This window comes from Haloarchaeobius caseinilyticus (assembly GCF_051207395.1).
In the GTDB taxonomy this organism is placed as follows: Archaea; Halobacteriota; Halobacteria; order Halobacteriales; family Natrialbaceae; genus Haloarchaeobius.
Genome location: NZ_JBPJZC010000001.1, coordinates 1706757 through 1724237, shown reverse-complemented (window position 1 = coordinate 1724237; position 17481 = coordinate 1706757). Strand labels below are relative to the sequence as shown.

Below are 17481 nucleotides of genomic sequence, written 5' to 3'. Positions count from 1 at the left end.
CCTCAGTCGTCAGCCGGTTCCGCGAAGCCGAAGCGCGGCTTGAGTCCAGTCACGCGCACGTCGAGCGTGTCGCCCTTCTCAGCGCCGTCGACGAACAGCGTGTAACCGTCGATTTTGGCGACGCCGTCGCCTTCGCTGCCCACGTCGTGGACCGTGACCTCGACCACGTCGCCCTCGCGGACCGGCGCGGTGAGACGGTGCTTGGCGATGAGGTACGTCTCGGAGGACTCGTCACGCGAGGCCTTCGGCGTGGTGGTCCGGACGTACTGGAACTCCTGCTTCATGTCCTCGCGGAAGTCGTCCACGTCCGGGCCCTGGAACACCTTTACGGCGAAGTCGCCGCCGGTGTCGAGCACGTCGAGTGCCGTCTCGAACGCCTGCCGCGCGAGGTAGACCGAGCGAGCGTGGTCGAGGCTGTACTCGCCGGTCATGTTCGGCGCCATGTCCGAGAGGACCACGTCGACCTCGCCGCCAGCGACTTCCTTGACGCGGTCTTTCGTCTTCTGCTCGGTCATGTCGCCCTTGACGGTCTCGATGGCGGCGTCGTACTCGGTGTCGAAATCACGGATTCGCTGGAAGTCGACGCCGATGACGGTGCCGCCCTCGCCGACCTCTTCGGCAGCGACCTGCATCCAGCCGCCGGGGGCCGCCCCGAGGTCGACCACGGTGTTACCGGGGCCGAACAGTCCCTCTCGCTCGTCGAGTTGCTTCAGCTTGAACGAGGCACGGGTCCGATAGCCCTGCTGTTTCGCCCTGTTGTACCATTGGTCCTTGCGTGCCATAGTCGATTGACGGTCCGTACACGGCGGAGTCGGTTAGGGGTGTCGCAATCCGTCCGTGACCGTGTGAGGCGTTCTCTGGCGGGGAACTGGCTGCTGGACTCGCGTGGTGCGACGACGACTACACGAACACTCTGGCGCGCGCTGGCGAGCGTGCTGCAAGCCGCGAGCCAGCATCGCGCGAGGGATGAGCACCACAGCGAACGGAGCGGAGCGGAGTGACGCGAGGAGCGCAATCGGGTGGGGAGGGTGTGGCTGCGGTGTGTTGCGGTGCGGTCACGTTCCGTCGGCGATAGTGACCTGCTCGTCGAACCAGCCGACGCTGCCTACTGAAATCAGACCAACACTGAACTACTGAAACCCGACAACCACGAAATACGACGATGTCACCACAAACAGAGCCCACTCAAAACGAAACCGATGGCACCTACATTCAAACGACACGGCAACCAACCAACGCGAGATGACCGACGACCCCGCCGACCACAGACAGAGTCGGCTCTTCACGACCGACGAGGGCGACTTCGACGAGGAACGCGCAAAGGACGACTCGCTCCCCGTCGAAGACGGCGAGGTCGTCGACACGGGCGAACTGGCGGACCACCAGCGACACGTCGAAGGGCGGGGCATCTACGACGAGCGAAACCGGGTGAACGACCTGACTGGGCGCGAGTGGAAGTTCGCCACGAAGTCGGTCATCCCCGAGCAGTACCCGCCGGACTTCCAGCACGAGTTGCGGAGCGAACACGGCGGGCAGAAGCCACCGCGACTCTGTCTCGACATCGTTCAGCGATTCAGCAAGGCGGGCGACCTCGTGTTGGACCCGTTCGCTGGCGTCGGCGGGACGTTGCATGGAGCTAGTCTCGCAGAGTACGAAGGAACCGGCCTGCGCGAGGCCATCGGCTTCGAGCGAACGCAGGAGTGGGTCGACCTGTACCACGAGGTACTGGAGCAGGAAAACGCAGAGCGCGAGGCCCGTGGTGAGGGCGCACTCGCCGGGCAGGACATGCGTCACGGCGACTGCGCCGAACTGGTCGACGAGCTCGAAGAAGGCCAAATCGACCTCCTCTGCACCGACGTTCCTTACTGGGACATGGACAAGGTCGAGCAAACTCGAAACGAGAAGGAGACGCGAGAGAGCAAACTCGACGGCTTCGACGCCGACGACCTCCAGACCAAAGAGGACTGGTTGGACGACATGGCGGCGAAGTTCGAACAGTTTCGCCGCGTTGTGAAAGAGAACGGCTACGTCGTCGTCTTCATCGGCGACATGTACCGCGAGCAGTCCTACCACATGCTGTCGTCGGAACTCGCGGCCCGCCTCGTCGACGTGGGCTACACGATGAAGGCCAACCTCGTCTGGTACGACCCGTCGAAGGACCTCCACGTCTACGGCTACCCGTTCTCGTTCGTCCCGTCGATGGTCCACCAGAACATCCTCGTCTTTCGGAACGAGTAGGTCGCCATTGGCTGTTGTCGGGGGCTCCAGCAGCCGGTGACACGGACTCACACATCGCCTCGCGCGTCGCCTGCGCACGCGGATGAAAGGGTGTCTTTTTAGGGCACGATTTCGTAGCGACACCTATCATGTTCAAGGCCATCGTGAGCGCGGACACGCTCAAGACGACGCTCGATTCCGTGAGCGTCCTGGTGGACGAGTGTAAGATCCACCTGAACGACGACGGGCTGGAGATTCGAGCCGTCGACCCCGCCAGCGTCGGCATGGTCGACCTGCGACTGTCGGCCGCCGCGTTCGAGTCCTACGAGGCAGACGGCGGCATCATCGGCGTCAACCTCTCCCGACTGGAAGACATCGCCGGCATGGCCGACTCCGGCCAGCTCGTCGAACTCGAACTCGACGAAGAGACGCGAAAGCTCCACATCCAGATCGACGGGCTGGAGTACACCCTCGCGCTCATCGACCCGGACTCCATCCGAAAGGAGCCGGACATCCCGGACCTCGACCTCCCCGCCCACGTCACCGTCGAGGGCAAGGACATCAACCGCGCCGTCAAGGCCGCTGACATGGTCTCCGACCACATCGCACTCGGCGTCGACCCCGACGCGGGCACGTTCTACGTCAACGCCGAGGGCGACACCGACGACGTCCACCTCGAACTCGACGAAGGCGACCTCATCGCGCTCGAAGCCGGTGAGGCGCGCTCGCTGTTCAGCCTCGACTACCTGAAGGACATGGACAAGGCCATCCCGAAGGACGCCGAGGTCACGCTCGAACTCGGCGAGGAGTACCCCGTCAAGATCGGCTTCGACATCGCCGAGGGACAGGGCTCGGTCATGTTCGTCCTCGCGCCGCGTATCCAGAGCGACTGAGCGCGACGACGTTCACCGACGCGTTCTTTCTTCCTTTCTCCGTCTTCCTACCCGCACTGCAACACGTCGGTCAGTTCGTCGACCGTCACCCCCTCTCGGTGGTCGAGTCCACTCCGCCGTTTGACCACGGACTCGGTGACGAAGTAGCCGACTACGTAGAACCCGTCGACGTCGCTGTGTCCCGTCTCGTAGCCGGTCGATATCTGGAACACGACGAGGTGGCCACCGTTGGTTCGTTTGTGGCGCGTTTCGAGGACCGTCCCGACCCCCAGATACTCGGTGTCTTCGTGCGCTTCGAGGATTCGGTTCCACGCTCGGGCTATCTCGTACTCGGTGACGAAGGAGACGACAGTCTGTTCGGTCAGTTCGGCCGGCTTCTCGGGGTACGGTTTCGGGTCGAACTCCCCGTCGACTGTGGGTTGTGGTGTCGGGAGGTCTTTCGGTTCACAGTCGACCACGGCGGTGGGTGTGGTCGTCGTCGTAGTGTTGGTCGTCGTAGTGCTAGTCGTCGGCCGTGATGTCGTCTGCTCGGTTGCCGACCTCGTCGTCGTGGTGGCGGGGTCGTCGCGTTCGTCGTCGCCGAGACTCGATTCGAAGCAGCCCGCGATAAGGGTCGACGCCGAGAGGGCGAGGAGGGCGCGTCTGGAGGGCGTCTGCATACACGTCTGTTTTCTTACTGTTACAAGTGTCTTCTGTGCAGTTCGGTCAAGTCGGTCTGACTGAATCAGCCACGCGAGGCCGCTATTCGGTTCGGCCGAGACGAGTGCATCGCACCACGGTTGGGAACTAGTTTTTGTTCTGTCAACTTTGATTGGGGATATGCGCCGAGTCTCAGGACCAGTCCTGCAATCAGTCACTGGTGTCGTCGTCGACGCCGTGACCGTGTTCGGGGAGTGGCTAGTGAGTCCAGCCGGTTCCATCTCGCTGATTCTCCTCTGGACCGCCATCGCCCTCGTCACCGCCTACAGGTACTGGTCTGGTGTCCGGACTCGAAAGCAGGCCGGACTCTGGGGTGGGAAATCACTCCTCTGGATTGGGTTCTTCGGTATGCAGTTAGGAGACAGCAGCACCGTCTCGTCGGACCTCGTCGTGCTGCTGGCCGGGATACTGACTCTCTCGGGACTCGTCGTTCTGGGCGACTCGCTGCGGCGGTACGAGAGCGCCAGTAGCGAGTGGACTCGCTGACTCCTTCCGCTCTCCGTGCGTCTGCTATTCGTCTGATACGCAGGAAGAACCAGCGTTCGTCGCCTTCCAGAAAGCAATCCTACAACTGCCGGTCGATGACGGCCTTCGACTCCCGCGCCGCCTGTTTCCAGCCGTAGCCGGCTTCGTACACGTGTCGCTTCGAGTTGACGAGGTCTTCGGGCGTCTCTTCTTCGAAGCCGCCGCGTTGCCAGGTCCCAGAGTCGTGGAGCCACTGGACGACGTGTTCGCGCGTCTCGGGCCACGTCAGGCCCACCATCTCGTAGTAGGCGACGAGGGCGAACACGCTGTTGTCGTGACAGCCCGGCACCGAGCCTTTCTCGTAGACGGTCCTGATGGGCTCGTACTGCGGCGTCGACAGTCGCTCGCGGTACTCGTCGGGGTCCAGTAGTTCGAGGCGGTCGCGCCCGTTCGGCTTCTCGACGCGCTGGACGCGCTGGAGGTACGACAGCGCCTCGTTGTGGAGGTGGTCCCACTCGGCGAACGCGGCGACGGCGTCGCGGACTTCGTCTTCGCTCTTGACGCCGCTGGTCAGGACGGCGAGAACGTCTGCGTAGGCTTTCTCGACCGTGTGCCACTCGACACCGGCGAACTCGCAGTCCGGGTCGTGGAGGTCGTTCGTGCTCCGACAGTCCGGACAGGGGTACTCGAAGTGACGCGCCACGAGTCGAAGCACGGATTTGCGCGCCAAAGAGTGTACCGTTCCGGCCGAGACTTTTATTTCGGTGTGGACGAAGCCTCACATATGCGCCGCCCGCTCCCCCTCATCGTCGGTACGCTCTCCATCGTGACGCCGGTGGTCTTCGCGGTCGGCTTCGGTGTCGACGCACTGCTCGGCCCTCGCGGTCTCGCCTTGGTGGTCACGGCCATCGCTGGCCTCGGGTTCGTCTCGGTCGGCCTCGACGCCGGACCCTGGAGCCAGCGCACGCGGCTGGTCGGGTCGTTCCTCGTCGCGGGCATCGGGACGCTCGCCGCGCTGGTCGGGGCGGTCGTCTTCGGTCCCGCGACACCCGACATCAGTCCGTTGCAGTTCTTGCTGGTCGGCCCGACCCTCGTCTGTTTCTACGCTGCGTGGTCAATCGGCACCCGTCGTGGTGTCCTCGCGTTCGACATCGACTGCTGAGCGAAGCGTGGCGAATCGCGGCGTCGGGAAACGTGACGATTTCTCTAAAGGAACGTATATGCCAGTCCAGTGAGAGAGACCGGTATGCGCCACCGGCCGTCAGTGGTCATCGGTGTTGGTCTGAGTCTCTGCCCACTCGCTCCCACCGTTCGGTACGGGTCGGGGTGGCTCGGCTGGCTGGACATCACGATTCCGACAGGGTTCGTCCTCGCCGCCGCGGCGGCCTTGGTCCTGTTCGGTGTCGGACGGACACCGGTGGTCGGACAGACACGCTCGTTGCTCACACTCTCGTTTACCTTCCTCGGCTTCGCGTTGCTCTCGAGTCTCTTGCTCGAGTCGATCTTCTACGCTGCTTCCGGACCAATCGCCCCTGCGCCGGCGCTCGCGGTCGCGGCGCTCTCGCTCTTCCTCGCCGCGTTCTCCATCGAGTATCAGTCGCCACGCTTCCCGCCAGCGCACCGTTAATCCCGGACGAGCGCGGCCAGCAGTCCGAGGACTGGGACGAGTAGCAGACCACCGACGACGAACGGGACCCAGTGAAACGCGAAGGCGTACAGCCCGGCCATGGCGGGCGGACCGACCGTCCGGCCCAGACTCCCCGCACCCTGTGTCACGCCGAAGGCACTGCCCTGTCGCTCCGCGCTGGCCGCCTTCGAGACGAGCGCGCCGAGGGCCGCGTTCAACAGGCCGTTACCGAACGAGAGCAGCGGCAGGACGAGCACGACGCCGACGACACCGGGCCCGAGCGGACCGACCGCCGGGAGCAGGGCTCCGAGGTCGGGTGCGAACGGGATGACTGCGAGTGCGAGTGCCAACGCGGTTCCGCCGGTGACCGCCATGCGCTCGTCGCCGAGCCACTTCGAGACGCGCCCGACGAGGCCGCCCTGGACGACCACGCCCAGCACGCCGACGTAGGTCAGAAACAGCGCGGCCTGTGACTCGCCGTACCCGAACGTATCGGCCAGCCATGGGATGAACGCGACCTGCACGCCCGAGAAGGCGACCGAAACGAGGAAGAAGGAGATGACGAGGCCACGCAGCGCCGGGTCGGCCAGCGCACTCCGGAACTGGTCGACCATCGTCTGTCGCTCGCCGCGGGTTCGCAGGCGGTCGGGTTCGGGCAGGAACTTGAGGGCGACGAGCACGCCGAGCAGGGACATCCCGGCGGCGGCGAAACTCGGGAGCGAAAACCGGTTTGCGGGGACGAAACTCGGCAGAATATCACGCGCAGTCGTCACGGCCGCGTCGCTGGCGAACACGCCGCCGAGCGCCGGGCCGAAAATGAATCCCAGCCCGAAGGCCGCCCCGAGGATGCCGAGTGCCTTTGCCCGTTCTGCCGGTGGCGTCACGTCGGCGACGTACGCCTGCGCCGTCGAGATGTTCCCGCCCATCGCGCCCGCGAGCATCCGCGACAGGAACAACACCCAGAGTGCCCCACCGAGGCCGAAGACGGTCCACGCGATGACGCTCCCACAGAGCGAGAGGACGAGGACGGGTCGCCGGCCGTGCTGGTCCGACAGTCGACCGAGCAGTGGGGCGAAGACGAACTGCATGATGGAGTACGACGCGGCGAGCAGGCCGATGTAGAAGTCGCTGACGGCGAACGACCGGACGTAGAACGGGAGGATGGGGATGACGATGCCGAAGCCGACGAGGTCCAAGAAGACGACGAGGACGACGGTCGCCATGGCCCGGCGTCGGGAGTGGTCCGGCAAGGCGTCGCCATCGGTGGCTGCGTCCGAGTCGGGTGATTGGCTAGCGCTCCTCGCCATGTAGGTTCGAAGAGTCGCGGAAGTGGGTTAGGTGTTCGGTTGGTCACCGCCGTCCCGTCTCGCGGCGTGCTTCGCGTGCTTCGATGCTGGCCGGACCTGCGGTCATTTCGCTGTCGGTGTTGCCACCACGATGGACGTGGCGCGCCCCGGTCGGTTGTGTCCCGGTTCGCTCGACACGGAGGATGAACCCTCGCGGAGACGCGTCGTCGTTCCCCGAGGGATTCGCCACGGTGCTGTTCGACCAGACCGTTCCGTCCGGGGTCTGCCCAACGCTGCCGATGCTGACACCCGTCGAATCCGCTGACGTGATTACCTGCACGGCGAGGAGGAAGTCGGTCGAAAAGTCGGTCGCGTCGAAGTAGGCGCGGTCGTCTGGTGTCTGCCAGTCGGTCCGAAACCGGGAGAGACCGTCTTCGTCAGTGACGAGTGCGAGGCCGGTACTCTCGCCAGTGTCGCTTCGGAGCAGCCACTCGTCTCGCCGCCGGACGGTGTAGGAGAGACCGCTCGCGTCGTTGGGGAGTGGCGGATAGCCCGGACGACGGAGGTACCAGTAGCCACCGATGCCGGCGGCACCGAGGCCACCGAGCGATGCGAGGAGGGCACGCCGGTTCATGTGGATAGATTCCGTGTTTGCGAAGAAATAGGTGTGGGCGGTGTTCGGCACCACGCCCACCGTCGGTGTCGTGGGATGACTCGGTCGTCGCTCTCTACCGCCACCGGCGAATCACTCTGAGACGCGCGGCGCGACGGCGATGTAGCCGTCAGTGGTCGGGTTACGGAACACGACCGGATGCGGTGCGTCGCCGGAGTGGACGCGGACGTTCGACAGTTCTTCGGTCGGGTCGTAGCCGAAGATGCGCTGGACGGACTCGACGTACTCCGTTGCGACCGTCGAGACGCCGCCGGCCTCGTTTTCGAAGCGGTACACTGGCACGCCGGACTCACCTTTGTCGGCGCTGACCTCGACCGGTTCGGCCGTAATCTCCTCGCCGAACGGGAACTGTTCCTCGGAATCGGGGTCGAACTCGAAGCGGGCGACGTTCTTCGCGTCGAGGAGGTAGCCCTTCGACCAGTCCACGTCGGAGAGTCCGACCGTCTCGGCGTCCACGTCGTTCTCGTCGACGACGGCGCTGTGGTCGCCGGTGAGGAACGTCTGGTCGAGGCCGAGGAGACGGACGAACAGCATCCCCTGTCGCTCGTGTTCTGCCATCGGTCGGTCGCCGATGGTCTGTTGGACCTCGGTGGTCTCGGAGTCGGCAGTCCGGGACTCGGCGACGACGATTTCGACGGTACGGCCGGCGTACTGGACGCCGAGGTTGATTCGGCCCTGACTGTCTGCGCGGAGGGTCTCGTGCTTCTCTGGGTCGCGGATAGTGGTTTCAATCATTGGGTGGTCGCACCAACAATTGGTTGTTTCTGGTGGGTGGCACTAATAACTTCCTACTAGAACCAAATAATGGGGCAATTTGTCCTATTGTTGGGTGTGGGGCCCAGTAGCTATCTACCGCGTGGCTGGGTGCTTCGATGGCGGACTCTGAAAGCAGCACGATATCGGAGACAACCACCGTGCTATTGCGGTAATGCACTTGCCCGTTCGAATAGAGTACTTCGTATGAACAGCGTCACGCTCACCCTCCGTATCGCTGCGGCCGAGGAACTCTCGTACCTCGAATCGCTCCTCGACGAGAACGGCTTACCTTCGGCGGACGTGCGGTCCAGCGATGGTCGGTTCTACGTCGGCTACGACGACGAGGAGCGCGTCGGCGGCGGCGGTATCGAGGTGTACGGCACCGACGGTCTCCTTCGGTCGGTCGTGGTCGCAGCGTCGAAGCGAGAGTGCGGCTATGGGACGGCGCTGTGTGACGAACTCGAATCGACGGCGGCCGATACCGGTGTCGAGACGCTGTACCTGCTGACGACGACGGCCGAGCAATTCTTCGATGACCGTGGCTACGAGAGAATCGACCGCGACGCAGCACCATCGTCGTTACAGGAGACGACCGAGTTCGATAGTCTCTGCCCGTCTTCGGCCGTCTGTATGCGACGGTCGCTCCCGTGAGCGTCAACGAGGATACGAAGTGACGCCGCGTCGTCGCATCGAGCGCAACTGCCCGACCTACGGTGTCATCTCCACCACGTCAGGCAGGTCGCCGCCCACGTGTAGCCGGTCCCAGCGGCGAGGAACAGCACGTCGTCGCCGGGTTCGACACGACCTCGCGAGAGACCTTCTTCCAGCGCGAGCAGTTGGTCGCACGACTGGACGTGGCCGTAGTCGTCGAGGTAGTACGCACCCGACTCCGGGTCACAGCCCAGTTGGTCGCAGAGGTAGTCGTGGAACGACCGTTTCACGTGCGTCAGCGCGACGAAATCGACGGAGTCGACACCGGAGCGCGCCATCGCGTCGGTCGCCACTGACAGGAAGTTGTCGAGGCTCACGTCGGCAAGTCGCTCTTTCATCGAGGCGTGGTCGGGCACGTCGAGCGTGTGCAGGCCCTGCTGGACCGTCTCGACGCTGGCCGGGCGGTTCGACCCGCCCGCGGGCATCACCACGTCGCCGGAGAACGACCCGTCAGTCAGGGCCGAGCTCTCGCCGATGGTAGCGCGAACTCGGTCCGGTTCAGGGTCGGCTTCCAGCACCATGGCGCTGGCCCCCGACCCGAAGTTGAACATGAACGACGAGCGCTCGTTCTCGTAGTCGACGAGGTCTTCTTCTCTGCTCGCGGCGACGAGCAGTGCGGTGTCGACGTGGTCGGCGAGTAGCTGTGCCTTCGCCTGCCGGAGCGCGATTGGCACGCCGGCACAGAGCGTGTAGCTCTCGGTAGCGAAGGCGTCCTCACAGCCGAGTCGGTCCGCGACGTTCGCGGCGGCCGACCAGACGACGTGGTCCTTGTACTCGCTACCGTGGTAGAGGAGGAGGTCGACGTCAGCGGGGTCGATGTCTGCGTCGTCCAGGGCTTCGCGCCCGGCTTTCACGCACATGTCGGTGCAGTGGTCGTCGTCGGGCGGACAGACGTGCTTCTCGCGCAGGCCCATCTTCTCGACGACGACGTCTTCGGGCACGCCGCTTCGGTCTGCGATTTCGGTACCGGAGACGGTCTCGTCGGGAACGTACGTCCCGAGACCGGTCAGGGCGACCGACTCGGGGTATTCGTTCCCGGTCATCGTAGGTACCGCTGAATGTGCGCCGGAAGTCGCTTCGCCACGGTGCCGCCGAGGCGCACGCGGAGCGTGCCCAGCAGACCGTGGGGGACGTACAGGACGAACAAGACGAACAGCAGGCCGATGTACAGCCCGGCCCGGCCGTTCAGGAACGTCTCCATGCCTTCGGCGACGGTGAAGCCGTTCCAGATGACCGTGTCGAGGGTACCCTGTCCAAGTTCACTGCGCAGGTACGGGAGCAAGCCACCGCCTTCCTTCGAGAGGAACTCGTGGAGTCCTTCGTGGAACAGGCGACCGAACAGCGGCCCAGCGATGGTGCCGAAGCCGCCGATAATCGACGCGAGGAGGGCGTCACCCGCGGTGAGGAAGTAGAACGAGTTCTCAGGCGCGACCGAGCCGCGGTAGCCTGCTAGCAGTCCGCCGGCGACTGCACCGAAGAACCCGGAAATGGCGAACGCGCCCATCTTCACGCGGAACACGTCGTAGCCGACGGCACGGGCGCGCTCTTCGTTCTCGCGGATGGCGATCATCGCTCGCCCGAACGGCGAGTGGATGATGCGCTGGAGGACGAAGTAGCTCACCAGCACGACGAGGCCGATCATGTAGTACGACACCTCGGTCCCCGACAGCGAAATCGTGTGGCTGATGGGTGAGAGGAGTTCGATTCCCGTCATCTGCACGAAGTCGAAGCCGAAGGTGAACGTGTCACCGAGCAGGCGGCCGATGCGCATGTTGAGCGCGTCGACGTACGGAATTCCGACGGCGAAGCCTTCGCTCACAGTCGCCGAGACGCCGTCTTGCGGGTTCTGCGAGACGAAGTCCCAGTTGGCGAAGAGGACGTACAGAATCTGTGAGAACCCGAGCGTGATCATGGCGAAGTAGACGCCGGAGAGGCGGAACGACACCGCACCGATGAGCAACGCGAGGCCGACCGCGAGCAGTCCGGCGACGAGTAGACTCACCATGAACGGGGTGTTCGCGCCGAGTATCGGCACCTTCCCGTTGGCCACGAGGATGACGAAGTACGCGCCCAGTCCGTAGAAGGCGGCGTGGCCGAACGAGAGGTAGCCCGTGTAGCCGCTGATGAAGTCGAACGACATGGCGAACAGGCCGAAGTAGAACACCGCGATCATCGTGTCGATGCGCGGCAGGAACATCGCCATCTCTGCGGCGACGGCCGATTCGGTCAGGAAGGTGTAGATGAACGGATACAGCCCGAGCAACAGGACCACCGCGAGGTGGACGGACTGCTCGCGGGCGTAGCGAACGAGGTAGGACTCCTCGGTCGATTCGACGGTTGCCGCCGTGTCCGAGCGCGTGGACTCGTTCGAGGTCGAGTCCGCGGTCGCGTCGCTAATGGCCACCCACCTCCTCGACGCCGTAGAGCCCCTGCGGGCGCACGACGAGCATCACCACGAGGATGAGGAAGATGACCAGCTGTGGCAACGCGGAGAAGCCGACGATGTCGCTGGTGAACAGTTCAGTCGTCACCGCGTCGACGAGCCCGACGAGGACACCCGCGGCGACCGTCCCGCGGAACGTCCCGAGCCCGCCGACGATGACGACGACGAACGCCGGAAGCAGCACTTCCGCACCGAGCGATATCTGGGCCGCCCACGCCACGTCCCACATCAGGAGCGCGCCGGCGACACCGGTGACGCCGACGCCGACGCCGAAGACGACGGTGAACGCCCGGCGGATGTCGATGCCGAGGGCTTCCGCCATCTCGCTGTCCTCGCTTCCGGCGCGGATGTACAGGCCGTACCGGGTCCGGGTCAGGAACGCCCAGAGACCAGCAGTCACGACGACACCGAACAGAATCTGGAACAGGTCCAGACCAGCGATGTTCGTCCCGAGGACGGAGAAACTCTCTGTCGGTGCGAGGAACGACGGTTTCGTCCCGAGTGGTTCCTGCCACTTCGTCGTGGGCTGGATGCCGTAGAAGTGCAGCACCATTCGAAGGAGTTCCTCCAGGACCAGCGTGATGCCGAACGTCAGCAGAATCTGATACAGCGGCGGCCGGTCGTACAGTGGGCGGATGAGCTTCACTTCGAGTAAGCTACCGAAGCCGGTCAGGAGCGCGAACACGACGACGACGGCGACGAAGAACGCCCCGAGTCGCGCGAAGTCGCCGCTCGCCTGCGCCACGAGTAACACGACGACGAGACCACCGAGGTACGCCCCGATGGCCGTCAGCGAGCCGTGGGCGAAGTTGAGCACGCCCATCAGGCCGAAGATGAGCGACAGGCCCGCAGCGATCATGATATACAGCGACGCCTTGGCGAGACCGTCGACGACGACACCGACGAGCACACCCAAATCGAGGAAGTGCGCGATGGCGTCGACGAGCGAAGCGGCCGGAACGAGCCCCGTCACGTCAGGTACCTCCGAATCTCCTCGTCGTCGGCAGTGACACCATCGGTGGTGTCTTCGTGGACGACTTCGCCATGGTCGAGCAGGTAGAACCGGTCGGCGATGTCCATCGCCAGCGGGAAGTTCTGTTCGACGAGCAACAGCGAGGTGTCGGTCGAGATGGTACGCAGCGCGGTCGCCACGTCCTCGACGATTTGCGGTGCGAGTCCCTCGCTCGGTTCGTCGACGAGCAACAGGTCGTTCTCGCCGACGAGACCGCGGGCGATGGCGACCATCTGTTGCTGGCCGCCGGAGAGGTTGCCCGCTTTTCGCTCGCGGAACTCCGTGAGGTCCGGAAACGCGGAGAACGCGGTGTCGAGGTGTTCTTCGACGTTCTCACCGTCTTTCACCGAGACGCGGATGTTCTCCTCGACCGTGAGTTCGGAGAACATGCGGCGGTCTTCCGGTATCCAGCCCATGCCGGACCGAGCGACTTCGTGAGTCGCCTGCCCGGTCACGTCCTCGCCGTGGAACTCGACGGTTCCCTCGCGGGGCGGTGTGAGTTGCAGGGCTGTCCGAAGTGTGGTCGTCTTGCCGACACCGTTTCTGCCGACGAGTGCAACCGTCTCGCCGGGGTCGACGTGGAGCGAGATGCCTTCCAAAATGTGGCTCTCGCCGTAGTACGTGTGGACGCCGTCGAGGCTGAGCAGGTGGTCACCGCGGCTATTCGCGTCTGCGGTTCCCGAATCGCTCGCGCTCATGCGGTCCCCTCCTCTGACCCGCCGTCACCCGGAACCGGGTGTTCGGCGTCGGGGTCGTACCCGCCGAGGTAGGCTTCCTGTACAGCGTCGTCCTCGCGGACTGCCGCCGGTTCGCCATCGGCGATGAGACTCCCGCGATGCAACACGGCGATGCGGTCGGCGAGGTCCATCACCACGTCCATGTTGTGTTCGACGAGCAGGACCGCGTGGTCCGTCGACACGTCGCGGATGAGGTCGACCACGTCGGAGACACTCTCCGAGGAGACGCCTGCGGCGGGCTCGTCGAGCAGCAACACGTCGGGGTCACCTGCGAGCGCGATGGCCATCTCTAGCTGGCGTTTCTCGCCGTGACTGAGCGTGCCAGCGGTGACCGCTTGCTGGCCGTCGAGACCGACTCGCGACAGAATCGATTCGGCTTCTGCGACGAACTCGGGGAAAGCGTCGACGTTGCGCCAGAAGCGCGTCGTCGCGTCTCCGTGTGCCTGCGCGGCGACCCGGACGTTCTCCAGCACGGAGAGCGTCGGGAAGACGTTCGTGACCTGGTACGAGCGGTGGACGCCGGCGGTGGCGGTCTCGTGCGGGCCGTAGTCGGTCACGTCGACCCACCCGTCACCGTCACGGAACTCGACGGTCCCGTCGGTGGGCGAGAGCGTGCCCGTGAGCAGATTGAAGAACGTCGTCTTCCCCGCGCCGTTCGGGCCGATGAGCGCACAGCACTCGTCGCTCCCGAGGGCGAAGTCCACCCCGTCGACCGCCGTCACGCCGCCGAACCGCTTCGTCAGGCCGCTCGTTCTGAGCACCTGTGCGGCCATCGGCCTACAGCGAGCACCCCATCTGGTCCGAGTCCTTGGGGATGGTGACCTTGTCCGCGCTGAGGCGGGCGACCGGCTCGCCGGGCATGATGGACGCACCCCAGTAGTCGCTCCACTCGTCGCTCGTCGGGACGGGGTACGCGACCGTCATCTCGGAGCGGGCCTGGTTGTTGTACTTCTGGTACGTGTAGCCGTCTTTGCCCTTCGGCGTGTCCGCGACGGTCATGCCCTTCATCGCCGTCGCGATGTCTGCGCCCTCGGTCGACCCGGAGGCGTTGACCGCCTGATAGACCGAGGAGGCCGCGGTGAAGGTACCCGAGGTGAACAGGTCGGGGACCTTGCCGTACGCGTTCGTGTACATGTCGACGAAGGCGCTGTTGATCTCGTTGTCGTACTGGTTCCAGTGATAGCGAGTCGTGAACGGGCCGACCTCGGCGTTCTTGATCTTGTCCGCAGACAGCGGCTTGCCGATGATGTTCTGGAGGACGGAACCGACGACCGAGTTCGTGATTTCGGTGGCGAACCCACCGAAGACGCGCACGTCGTAGTTCGCTGCGGTCGTCATGAAGTTCGGCAGCGTCGCGACGGTGAACCCGCCGACGACGGCGTCAGCGCCGGAGTCGACGGCGGTCTGGAACAGGCCGTCGAACTCTGAGTAGCCCTGCGGGACGAACTTCGTACCCGTGATGGTGATGCCGTTCGACTCGAGGACGTTCTTGTAGTTGTTGACGACGGCTTTCCCGAAGGAGTAGTCCGCACCCATCAGGTAGACCTTCTCGATGTCGGTCTCCTGTGCGACGTAGGTCCCGCCGGAGCGGGCGTCCATCGCCGTGTTCTCGTTCGCGCGGAACACCTGCTTGGAGCAGGTTTCTGCGTTGGAGGTGATGTCCGCGGAGGCGGCCGGCCCCGCGATGTAGGGGGTGTCGACCGCGCTCACGACCGTGTCGATGACGCGGGTCGCCGCGGAGGACGACGAGCAGCCAAAGAGCAGGTCGACCTCCTCGTTCTGGACGAGGTCGGTCGCGACCGTCTGGGCCGTGTCCGCGGCGAACTTGGTGTCCTTGAAGTGCAGTTCCCACGTCACGTCGCCGTCTTCGATGGTCTTCGTGCCGGTCTGAATCCCCGTGAGCGGGTCCGTGTCGGTTTTGTACGCGAGTCCGGAGAGAAAGCCCCAGATGCCCTGCATCCCGTAGTACTGCAGGTCACCGGACATCGGCTGCATGACGCCGATTTTCACCGTCCCCGACGCCGAGGAACCGGCTTGCTTCGTCGTCTTCGTCCCGTTCCCCGTGCCGCCATTCCCGTCGGTACCGTCGGCGGACGTGTTCGTGTCCGTCCCGTCGCCACCACTGGTACAGCCAGCCAGGCCACCCACACCGACCGCGCCGAGTGTTCCGAGCATTCGTCTTCGTGAGATGTGTACGCGCGACATGTTAGGATGTATCGGAAGAAGTTCAGCAATAATTACAAGGTTAACATATCAACCTCGCGGGCGAAAAATCGAGTCTTCGGACCACGACTGCGAAAAACCGGCCGCGCTCAGTCGTCTAGTTCCGACAGTGCCTCGACGACGCGTTCGACCATCTTCTGCTGGCCGCGCCGCAGGTTCTTCGAGACGGCCGGCTTCGACACGCCGAACTCGTCGGCCAAATCACCGAGCGTGGTGTTTCGCGGGCTCTCGAAGTAGCCCTCCGTCGCTGCGGTCTCCAGTGTCTCTCGCTCCACGTCCGAGAGGTCCCGGCAGCCGCTGATGAGCGCCATCGCGGCCCCGGCGTTCTGGACCACGTCGTTCATCGTCGGCAGTGTCGTGTCGTCGCGTTCGACGACCTCGAACTCGGTGTGAGCCTCCAGTTCCGACAGCGTGCCGTCGGCCCGGCCCGCGTCGTCGAAGCCGACGTGCCACAGTTCGCTCCCGTCCTCGATGTAGAACGGGCCGGTGATGTAGCCCTCGTTGCGGCGAATGGTCTCCATCGCATCGGTCTGGCCCATCACCGTCTTCAGGTGCGCGACGTTGTCCCGCTTCGCCAGCAGGTCGATGCCGTGCATCTGGTCGTGGTCCTGCAGCGCGTGCAGGCCGTTGTCGAGCGCTCCCCTGTCCGCTCCTTCGACGACCATCCGACACTCCAGCTCCTCCGCCACCGGGTTGAACTCCCAGTGTGCCGCGGCGAAGGCGACGTCGTGGTCCGCAGTGGTGTCGATGAACGGGCAGTCGTACTGCTCCATGTCCATCGAAATATCTATCATAATTCTTGGTGTGTGTCTAGTGTACACACATCGACTCGTCAGTTGATAAACGTTGTCTTTCAGATGCGATACCAGCACGGTTCCTGCCTGTGAAATCACGGTTCTCGTGAGCTATTTCTGTCAGTGTCCCCGATTCGAGGTATGAGTTCGACTCCGCGGTTCGTCGGTGTCGACGGCAGTCCGGATGGATGGGTGGCTGTCGAGTACAGTGAGGCCAGATACATTGGTGCGACATTGTACTCGGATTTCGTTGAGTTGTGGGCTGAGTACGACAATGACGACACGACAATTTTAGTCGATGTCCCAATCGGTCTCCGCGAGACAACGAACGACAAGCGTCCTTGTGACGACGCTGCTCGGAAAGTGCTTGGCAATCCCCGTAGTAGGAGCGTGTTCCCACCGCCGATTCGAGCGGCTGCTCATGCCACTGAGTACGAGGCCGCAAAAGAGATTCAAGAAGAAAACACAGACGGGAGTCTCGGAACTCAAGCGTTCGCTATCTGTGAGAAAATCGCGGAAGTCGATGATTTCCTCAGAGAGAATAAATCGCTCGCCGGTACATCTATTCGGGAGGCACATCCAGAAGTCTGTTTCTGGGCCCTAGCCGGAGACGCAATGTCCTACTCCAAGACTGGACAACCGGCAGCAGCCTTCTGGGAACGGGTCAATGTGCTTCAAAGAATTGACTCTGAATTACTGACTCACGCACAGGATGCCGCAAATGAAATTATAGACACCGTCAGTACAACTCCCACGTTCAAGAACGATGATCTACTCGACGCATTTGCACTTGCATTGACTGCCAGCAACTTGACTGGGGGCCTCCGAAAACTCCCGGATGATGCACCAGAAACGGTGTCACGGGCCGTCTTCGAGGAACTCCCAGACGAACAGGCAGATCCGGAAGGACTACCGATGGAGATGGTGTACGCGAACCCGAACTGA

20 protein-coding genes are annotated in these 17481 nt (G+C 63.9%); 7 read left to right on the top strand and 13 right to left on the bottom strand.

Annotated elements, in window-relative coordinates; genetic code table 11:
• Positions 1-2 precede the first annotated feature (2 nt).
• Positions 3-782 (bottom strand): 23S rRNA (uridine(2552)-2'-O)-methyltransferase, encoded by a 780-nt coding sequence (locus ACSC1P_RS09010; protein ID WP_435359811.1) that lies wholly within the window; start codon positions 780-782, stop codon positions 3-5.
• Between the two features lie 460 nt (positions 783-1242).
• Between ACSC1P_RS09010 and ACSC1P_RS09005 the strand changes: the two genes are divergently transcribed.
• Positions 1243-2238, top strand: coding sequence for a DNA methyltransferase (locus ACSC1P_RS09005; RefSeq protein WP_435359810.1), 996 nt, complete (start codon positions 1243-1245; stop codon positions 2236-2238).
• A gap of 128 nt (positions 2239-2366) precedes the next feature.
• Positions 2367-3110 (top strand): DNA polymerase sliding clamp, encoded by a 744-nt coding sequence (locus ACSC1P_RS09000; protein ID WP_435359809.1) that lies wholly within the window; start codon positions 2367-2369, stop codon positions 3108-3110.
• A gap of 47 nt (positions 3111-3157) precedes the next feature.
• Here ACSC1P_RS09000 and ACSC1P_RS08995 read toward each other — a convergent pair whose 3' ends face one another.
• On the bottom strand, positions 3158-3769 hold the full coding sequence (locus ACSC1P_RS08995) for a hypothetical protein (RefSeq protein ID WP_435359808.1): 612 nt from the start codon (positions 3767-3769) through the stop codon (positions 3158-3160).
• A 160-nt stretch (positions 3770-3929) separates the two neighbouring features.
• Here ACSC1P_RS08995 and ACSC1P_RS08990 point away from each other — a divergent pair, with 160 nt between their 5' ends.
• A complete protein-coding gene (locus ACSC1P_RS08990) occupies positions 3930-4295 on the top strand; it encodes a hypothetical protein (RefSeq protein ID WP_435359807.1) in 366 nt (121 codons plus the stop codon).
• 79 nt (positions 4296-4374) lie between these two features.
• Here the strand turns inward: ACSC1P_RS08990 and ACSC1P_RS08985 are convergent, their stop codons facing one another.
• On the bottom strand, positions 4375-4977 hold the full coding sequence (locus ACSC1P_RS08985) for a DUF7474 family protein (RefSeq protein WP_435359806.1): 603 nt from the start codon (positions 4975-4977) through the stop codon (positions 4375-4377).
• A gap of 81 nt (positions 4978-5058) precedes the next feature.
• On the opposite strand from ACSC1P_RS08985, the gene ACSC1P_RS08980 reads away from it, so the two are divergent.
• Positions 5059-5436, top strand: a complete 378-nt coding sequence (locus ACSC1P_RS08980; protein ID WP_435359805.1) for a hypothetical protein — start codon at positions 5059-5061, stop codon at positions 5434-5436.
• Between the two features lie 84 nt (positions 5437-5520).
• Positions 5521-5901, top strand: coding sequence for a hypothetical protein (locus ACSC1P_RS08975; RefSeq protein ID WP_435359804.1), 381 nt, complete (start codon positions 5521-5523; stop codon positions 5899-5901).
• Here the strand turns inward: ACSC1P_RS08975 and ACSC1P_RS08970 are convergent.
• The 3 genes from ACSC1P_RS08970 to ACSC1P_RS08960 all read right to left on the bottom strand — a co-directional run bounded on the left by ACSC1P_RS08970 (position 5898) and on the right by ACSC1P_RS08960 (position 8595).
• Positions 5898-7208, bottom strand: a complete 1311-nt coding sequence (locus ACSC1P_RS08970; protein ID WP_435359803.1) for an MFS transporter — start codon at positions 7206-7208, stop codon at positions 5898-5900. The two genes, ACSC1P_RS08975 and ACSC1P_RS08970, sit on opposite strands and share 4 nt — an antisense overlap.
• Before the next feature lie 43 nt (positions 7209-7251).
• On the bottom strand, positions 7252-7821 hold the full coding sequence (locus ACSC1P_RS08965; RefSeq protein WP_435359802.1) for a hypothetical protein: 570 nt from the start codon (positions 7819-7821) through the stop codon (positions 7252-7254).
• A 111-nt stretch (positions 7822-7932) separates the two neighbouring features.
• Positions 7933-8595: a hypothetical protein gene (locus ACSC1P_RS08960; RefSeq protein WP_435359801.1), complete on the bottom strand. Its 663-nt coding sequence runs from the start codon at positions 8593-8595 to the stop codon at positions 7933-7935.
• Between the two features lie 225 nt (positions 8596-8820).
• Here ACSC1P_RS08960 and arsN2 point away from each other — a divergent pair, with 225 nt between their 5' ends.
• Positions 8821-9267, top strand: coding sequence for an arsenic resistance N-acetyltransferase ArsN2 (gene arsN2 / locus ACSC1P_RS08955; RefSeq protein ID WP_435359800.1), 447 nt, complete (start codon positions 8821-8823; stop codon positions 9265-9267).
• A gap of 65 nt (positions 9268-9332) precedes the next feature.
• On the opposite strand, the gene ACSC1P_RS08950 is transcribed toward arsN2, so the two are convergent.
• The 7 genes from ACSC1P_RS08950 to ACSC1P_RS08920 all read right to left on the bottom strand — a co-directional run bounded on the left by ACSC1P_RS08950 (position 9333) and on the right by ACSC1P_RS08920 (position 16536).
• The gene (locus tag ACSC1P_RS08950; protein ID WP_435359799.1) at positions 9333-10370 is read right to left on the bottom strand and encodes a 3-oxoacyl-ACP synthase; all 1038 of its coding nucleotides are present in this window, start codon (positions 10368-10370) and stop codon (positions 9333-9335) included.
• Positions 10367-11569, bottom strand: coding sequence for a branched-chain amino acid ABC transporter permease (locus ACSC1P_RS08945; protein WP_435360268.1), 1203 nt, complete (start codon positions 11567-11569; stop codon positions 10367-10369). Before ACSC1P_RS08945 ends, ACSC1P_RS08950 begins: the two co-directional genes overlap by 4 nt.
• A 151-nt stretch (positions 11570-11720) precedes the next feature.
• Positions 11721-12743, bottom strand: a complete 1023-nt coding sequence (locus ACSC1P_RS08940) for a branched-chain amino acid ABC transporter permease (protein ID WP_435359798.1) — start codon at positions 12741-12743, stop codon at positions 11721-11723.
• Positions 12740-13480, bottom strand: coding sequence for an ABC transporter ATP-binding protein (locus tag ACSC1P_RS08935; protein WP_435359797.1), 741 nt, complete (start codon positions 13478-13480; stop codon positions 12740-12742). The genes ACSC1P_RS08940 and ACSC1P_RS08935 overlap by 4 nt, the downstream gene beginning before the upstream one ends.
• Positions 13477-14280, bottom strand: a complete 804-nt coding sequence (locus ACSC1P_RS08930) for an ABC transporter ATP-binding protein (protein ID WP_435360267.1) — start codon at positions 14278-14280, stop codon at positions 13477-13479. Before ACSC1P_RS08930 ends, ACSC1P_RS08935 begins: the two co-directional genes overlap by 4 nt.
• A gap of 16 nt (positions 14281-14296) precedes the next feature.
• Positions 14297-15694, bottom strand: a complete 1398-nt coding sequence (locus ACSC1P_RS08925; RefSeq protein ID WP_435359796.1) for an ABC transporter substrate-binding protein — start codon at positions 15692-15694, stop codon at positions 14297-14299.
• A 137-nt stretch (positions 15695-15831) separates the two neighbouring features.
• Positions 15832-16536: a helix-turn-helix domain-containing protein gene (locus ACSC1P_RS08920; RefSeq protein ID WP_435359795.1), complete on the bottom strand. Its 705-nt coding sequence runs from the start codon at positions 16534-16536 to the stop codon at positions 15832-15834.
• Positions 16537-16677: 141 nt separating this feature from the next.
• Between ACSC1P_RS08920 and ACSC1P_RS08915 the strand changes: the two genes are divergently transcribed.
• Complete coding sequence (locus tag ACSC1P_RS08915) at positions 16678-17481, top strand: DUF429 domain-containing protein (protein WP_435359794.1); 804 nt, start codon at positions 16678-16680, stop codon at positions 17479-17481.

Excerpts from the sequence above, each read along its gene's own strand:
- ACSC1P_RS09010 (WP_435359811.1), bottom strand. The coding sequence starts at position 782 with ATGGCACGCAAGGACCAATGGTACAACAGGGCGAAACAGCAGGGCTAT.
- ACSC1P_RS09005 (WP_435359810.1), top strand. The coding sequence starts at position 1,243 with ATGACCGACGACCCCGCCGACCACAGACAGAGTCGGCTCTTCACGACC.
- ACSC1P_RS09000 (WP_435359809.1), top strand. The coding sequence starts at position 2,367 with ATGTTCAAGGCCATCGTGAGCGCGGACACGCTCAAGACGACGCTCGAT.
- ACSC1P_RS08995 (WP_435359808.1), bottom strand. The coding sequence starts at position 3,769 with ATGCAGACGCCCTCCAGACGCGCCCTCCTCGCCCTCTCGGCGTCGACC.
- ACSC1P_RS08990 (WP_435359807.1), top strand. The coding sequence starts at position 3,930 with ATGCGCCGAGTCTCAGGACCAGTCCTGCAATCAGTCACTGGTGTCGTC.
- ACSC1P_RS08980 (WP_435359805.1), top strand. The coding sequence starts at position 5,059 with ATGCGCCGCCCGCTCCCCCTCATCGTCGGTACGCTCTCCATCGTGACG.
- ACSC1P_RS08975 (WP_435359804.1), top strand. The coding sequence starts at position 5,521 with ATGCGCCACCGGCCGTCAGTGGTCATCGGTGTTGGTCTGAGTCTCTGC.
- ACSC1P_RS08970 (WP_435359803.1), bottom strand. The coding sequence starts at position 7,208 with ATGGCGAGGAGCGCTAGCCAATCACCCGACTCGGACGCAGCCACCGAT.
- ACSC1P_RS08965 (WP_435359802.1), bottom strand. The coding sequence starts at position 7,821 with ATGAACCGGCGTGCCCTCCTCGCATCGCTCGGTGGCCTCGGTGCCGCC.
- ACSC1P_RS08960 (WP_435359801.1), bottom strand. The coding sequence starts at position 8,595 with ATGATTGAAACCACTATCCGCGACCCAGAGAAGCACGAGACCCTCCGC.
- arsN2 (WP_435359800.1), top strand. The coding sequence starts at position 8,821 with ATGAACAGCGTCACGCTCACCCTCCGTATCGCTGCGGCCGAGGAACTC.
- ACSC1P_RS08950 (WP_435359799.1), bottom strand. The coding sequence starts at position 10,370 with ATGACCGGGAACGAATACCCCGAGTCGGTCGCCCTGACCGGTCTCGGG.
- ACSC1P_RS08935 (WP_435359797.1), bottom strand. The coding sequence starts at position 13,480 with ATGAGCGCGAGCGATTCGGGAACCGCAGACGCGAATAGCCGCGGTGAC.
- ACSC1P_RS08925 (WP_435359796.1), bottom strand. The coding sequence starts at position 15,694 with ATGCTCGGAACACTCGGCGCGGTCGGTGTGGGTGGCCTGGCTGGCTGT.
- ACSC1P_RS08920 (WP_435359795.1), bottom strand. The coding sequence starts at position 16,536 with ATGATAGATATTTCGATGGACATGGAGCAGTACGACTGCCCGTTCATC.
- ACSC1P_RS08915 (WP_435359794.1), top strand. The coding sequence starts at position 16,678 with ATGAGTTCGACTCCGCGGTTCGTCGGTGTCGACGGCAGTCCGGATGGA.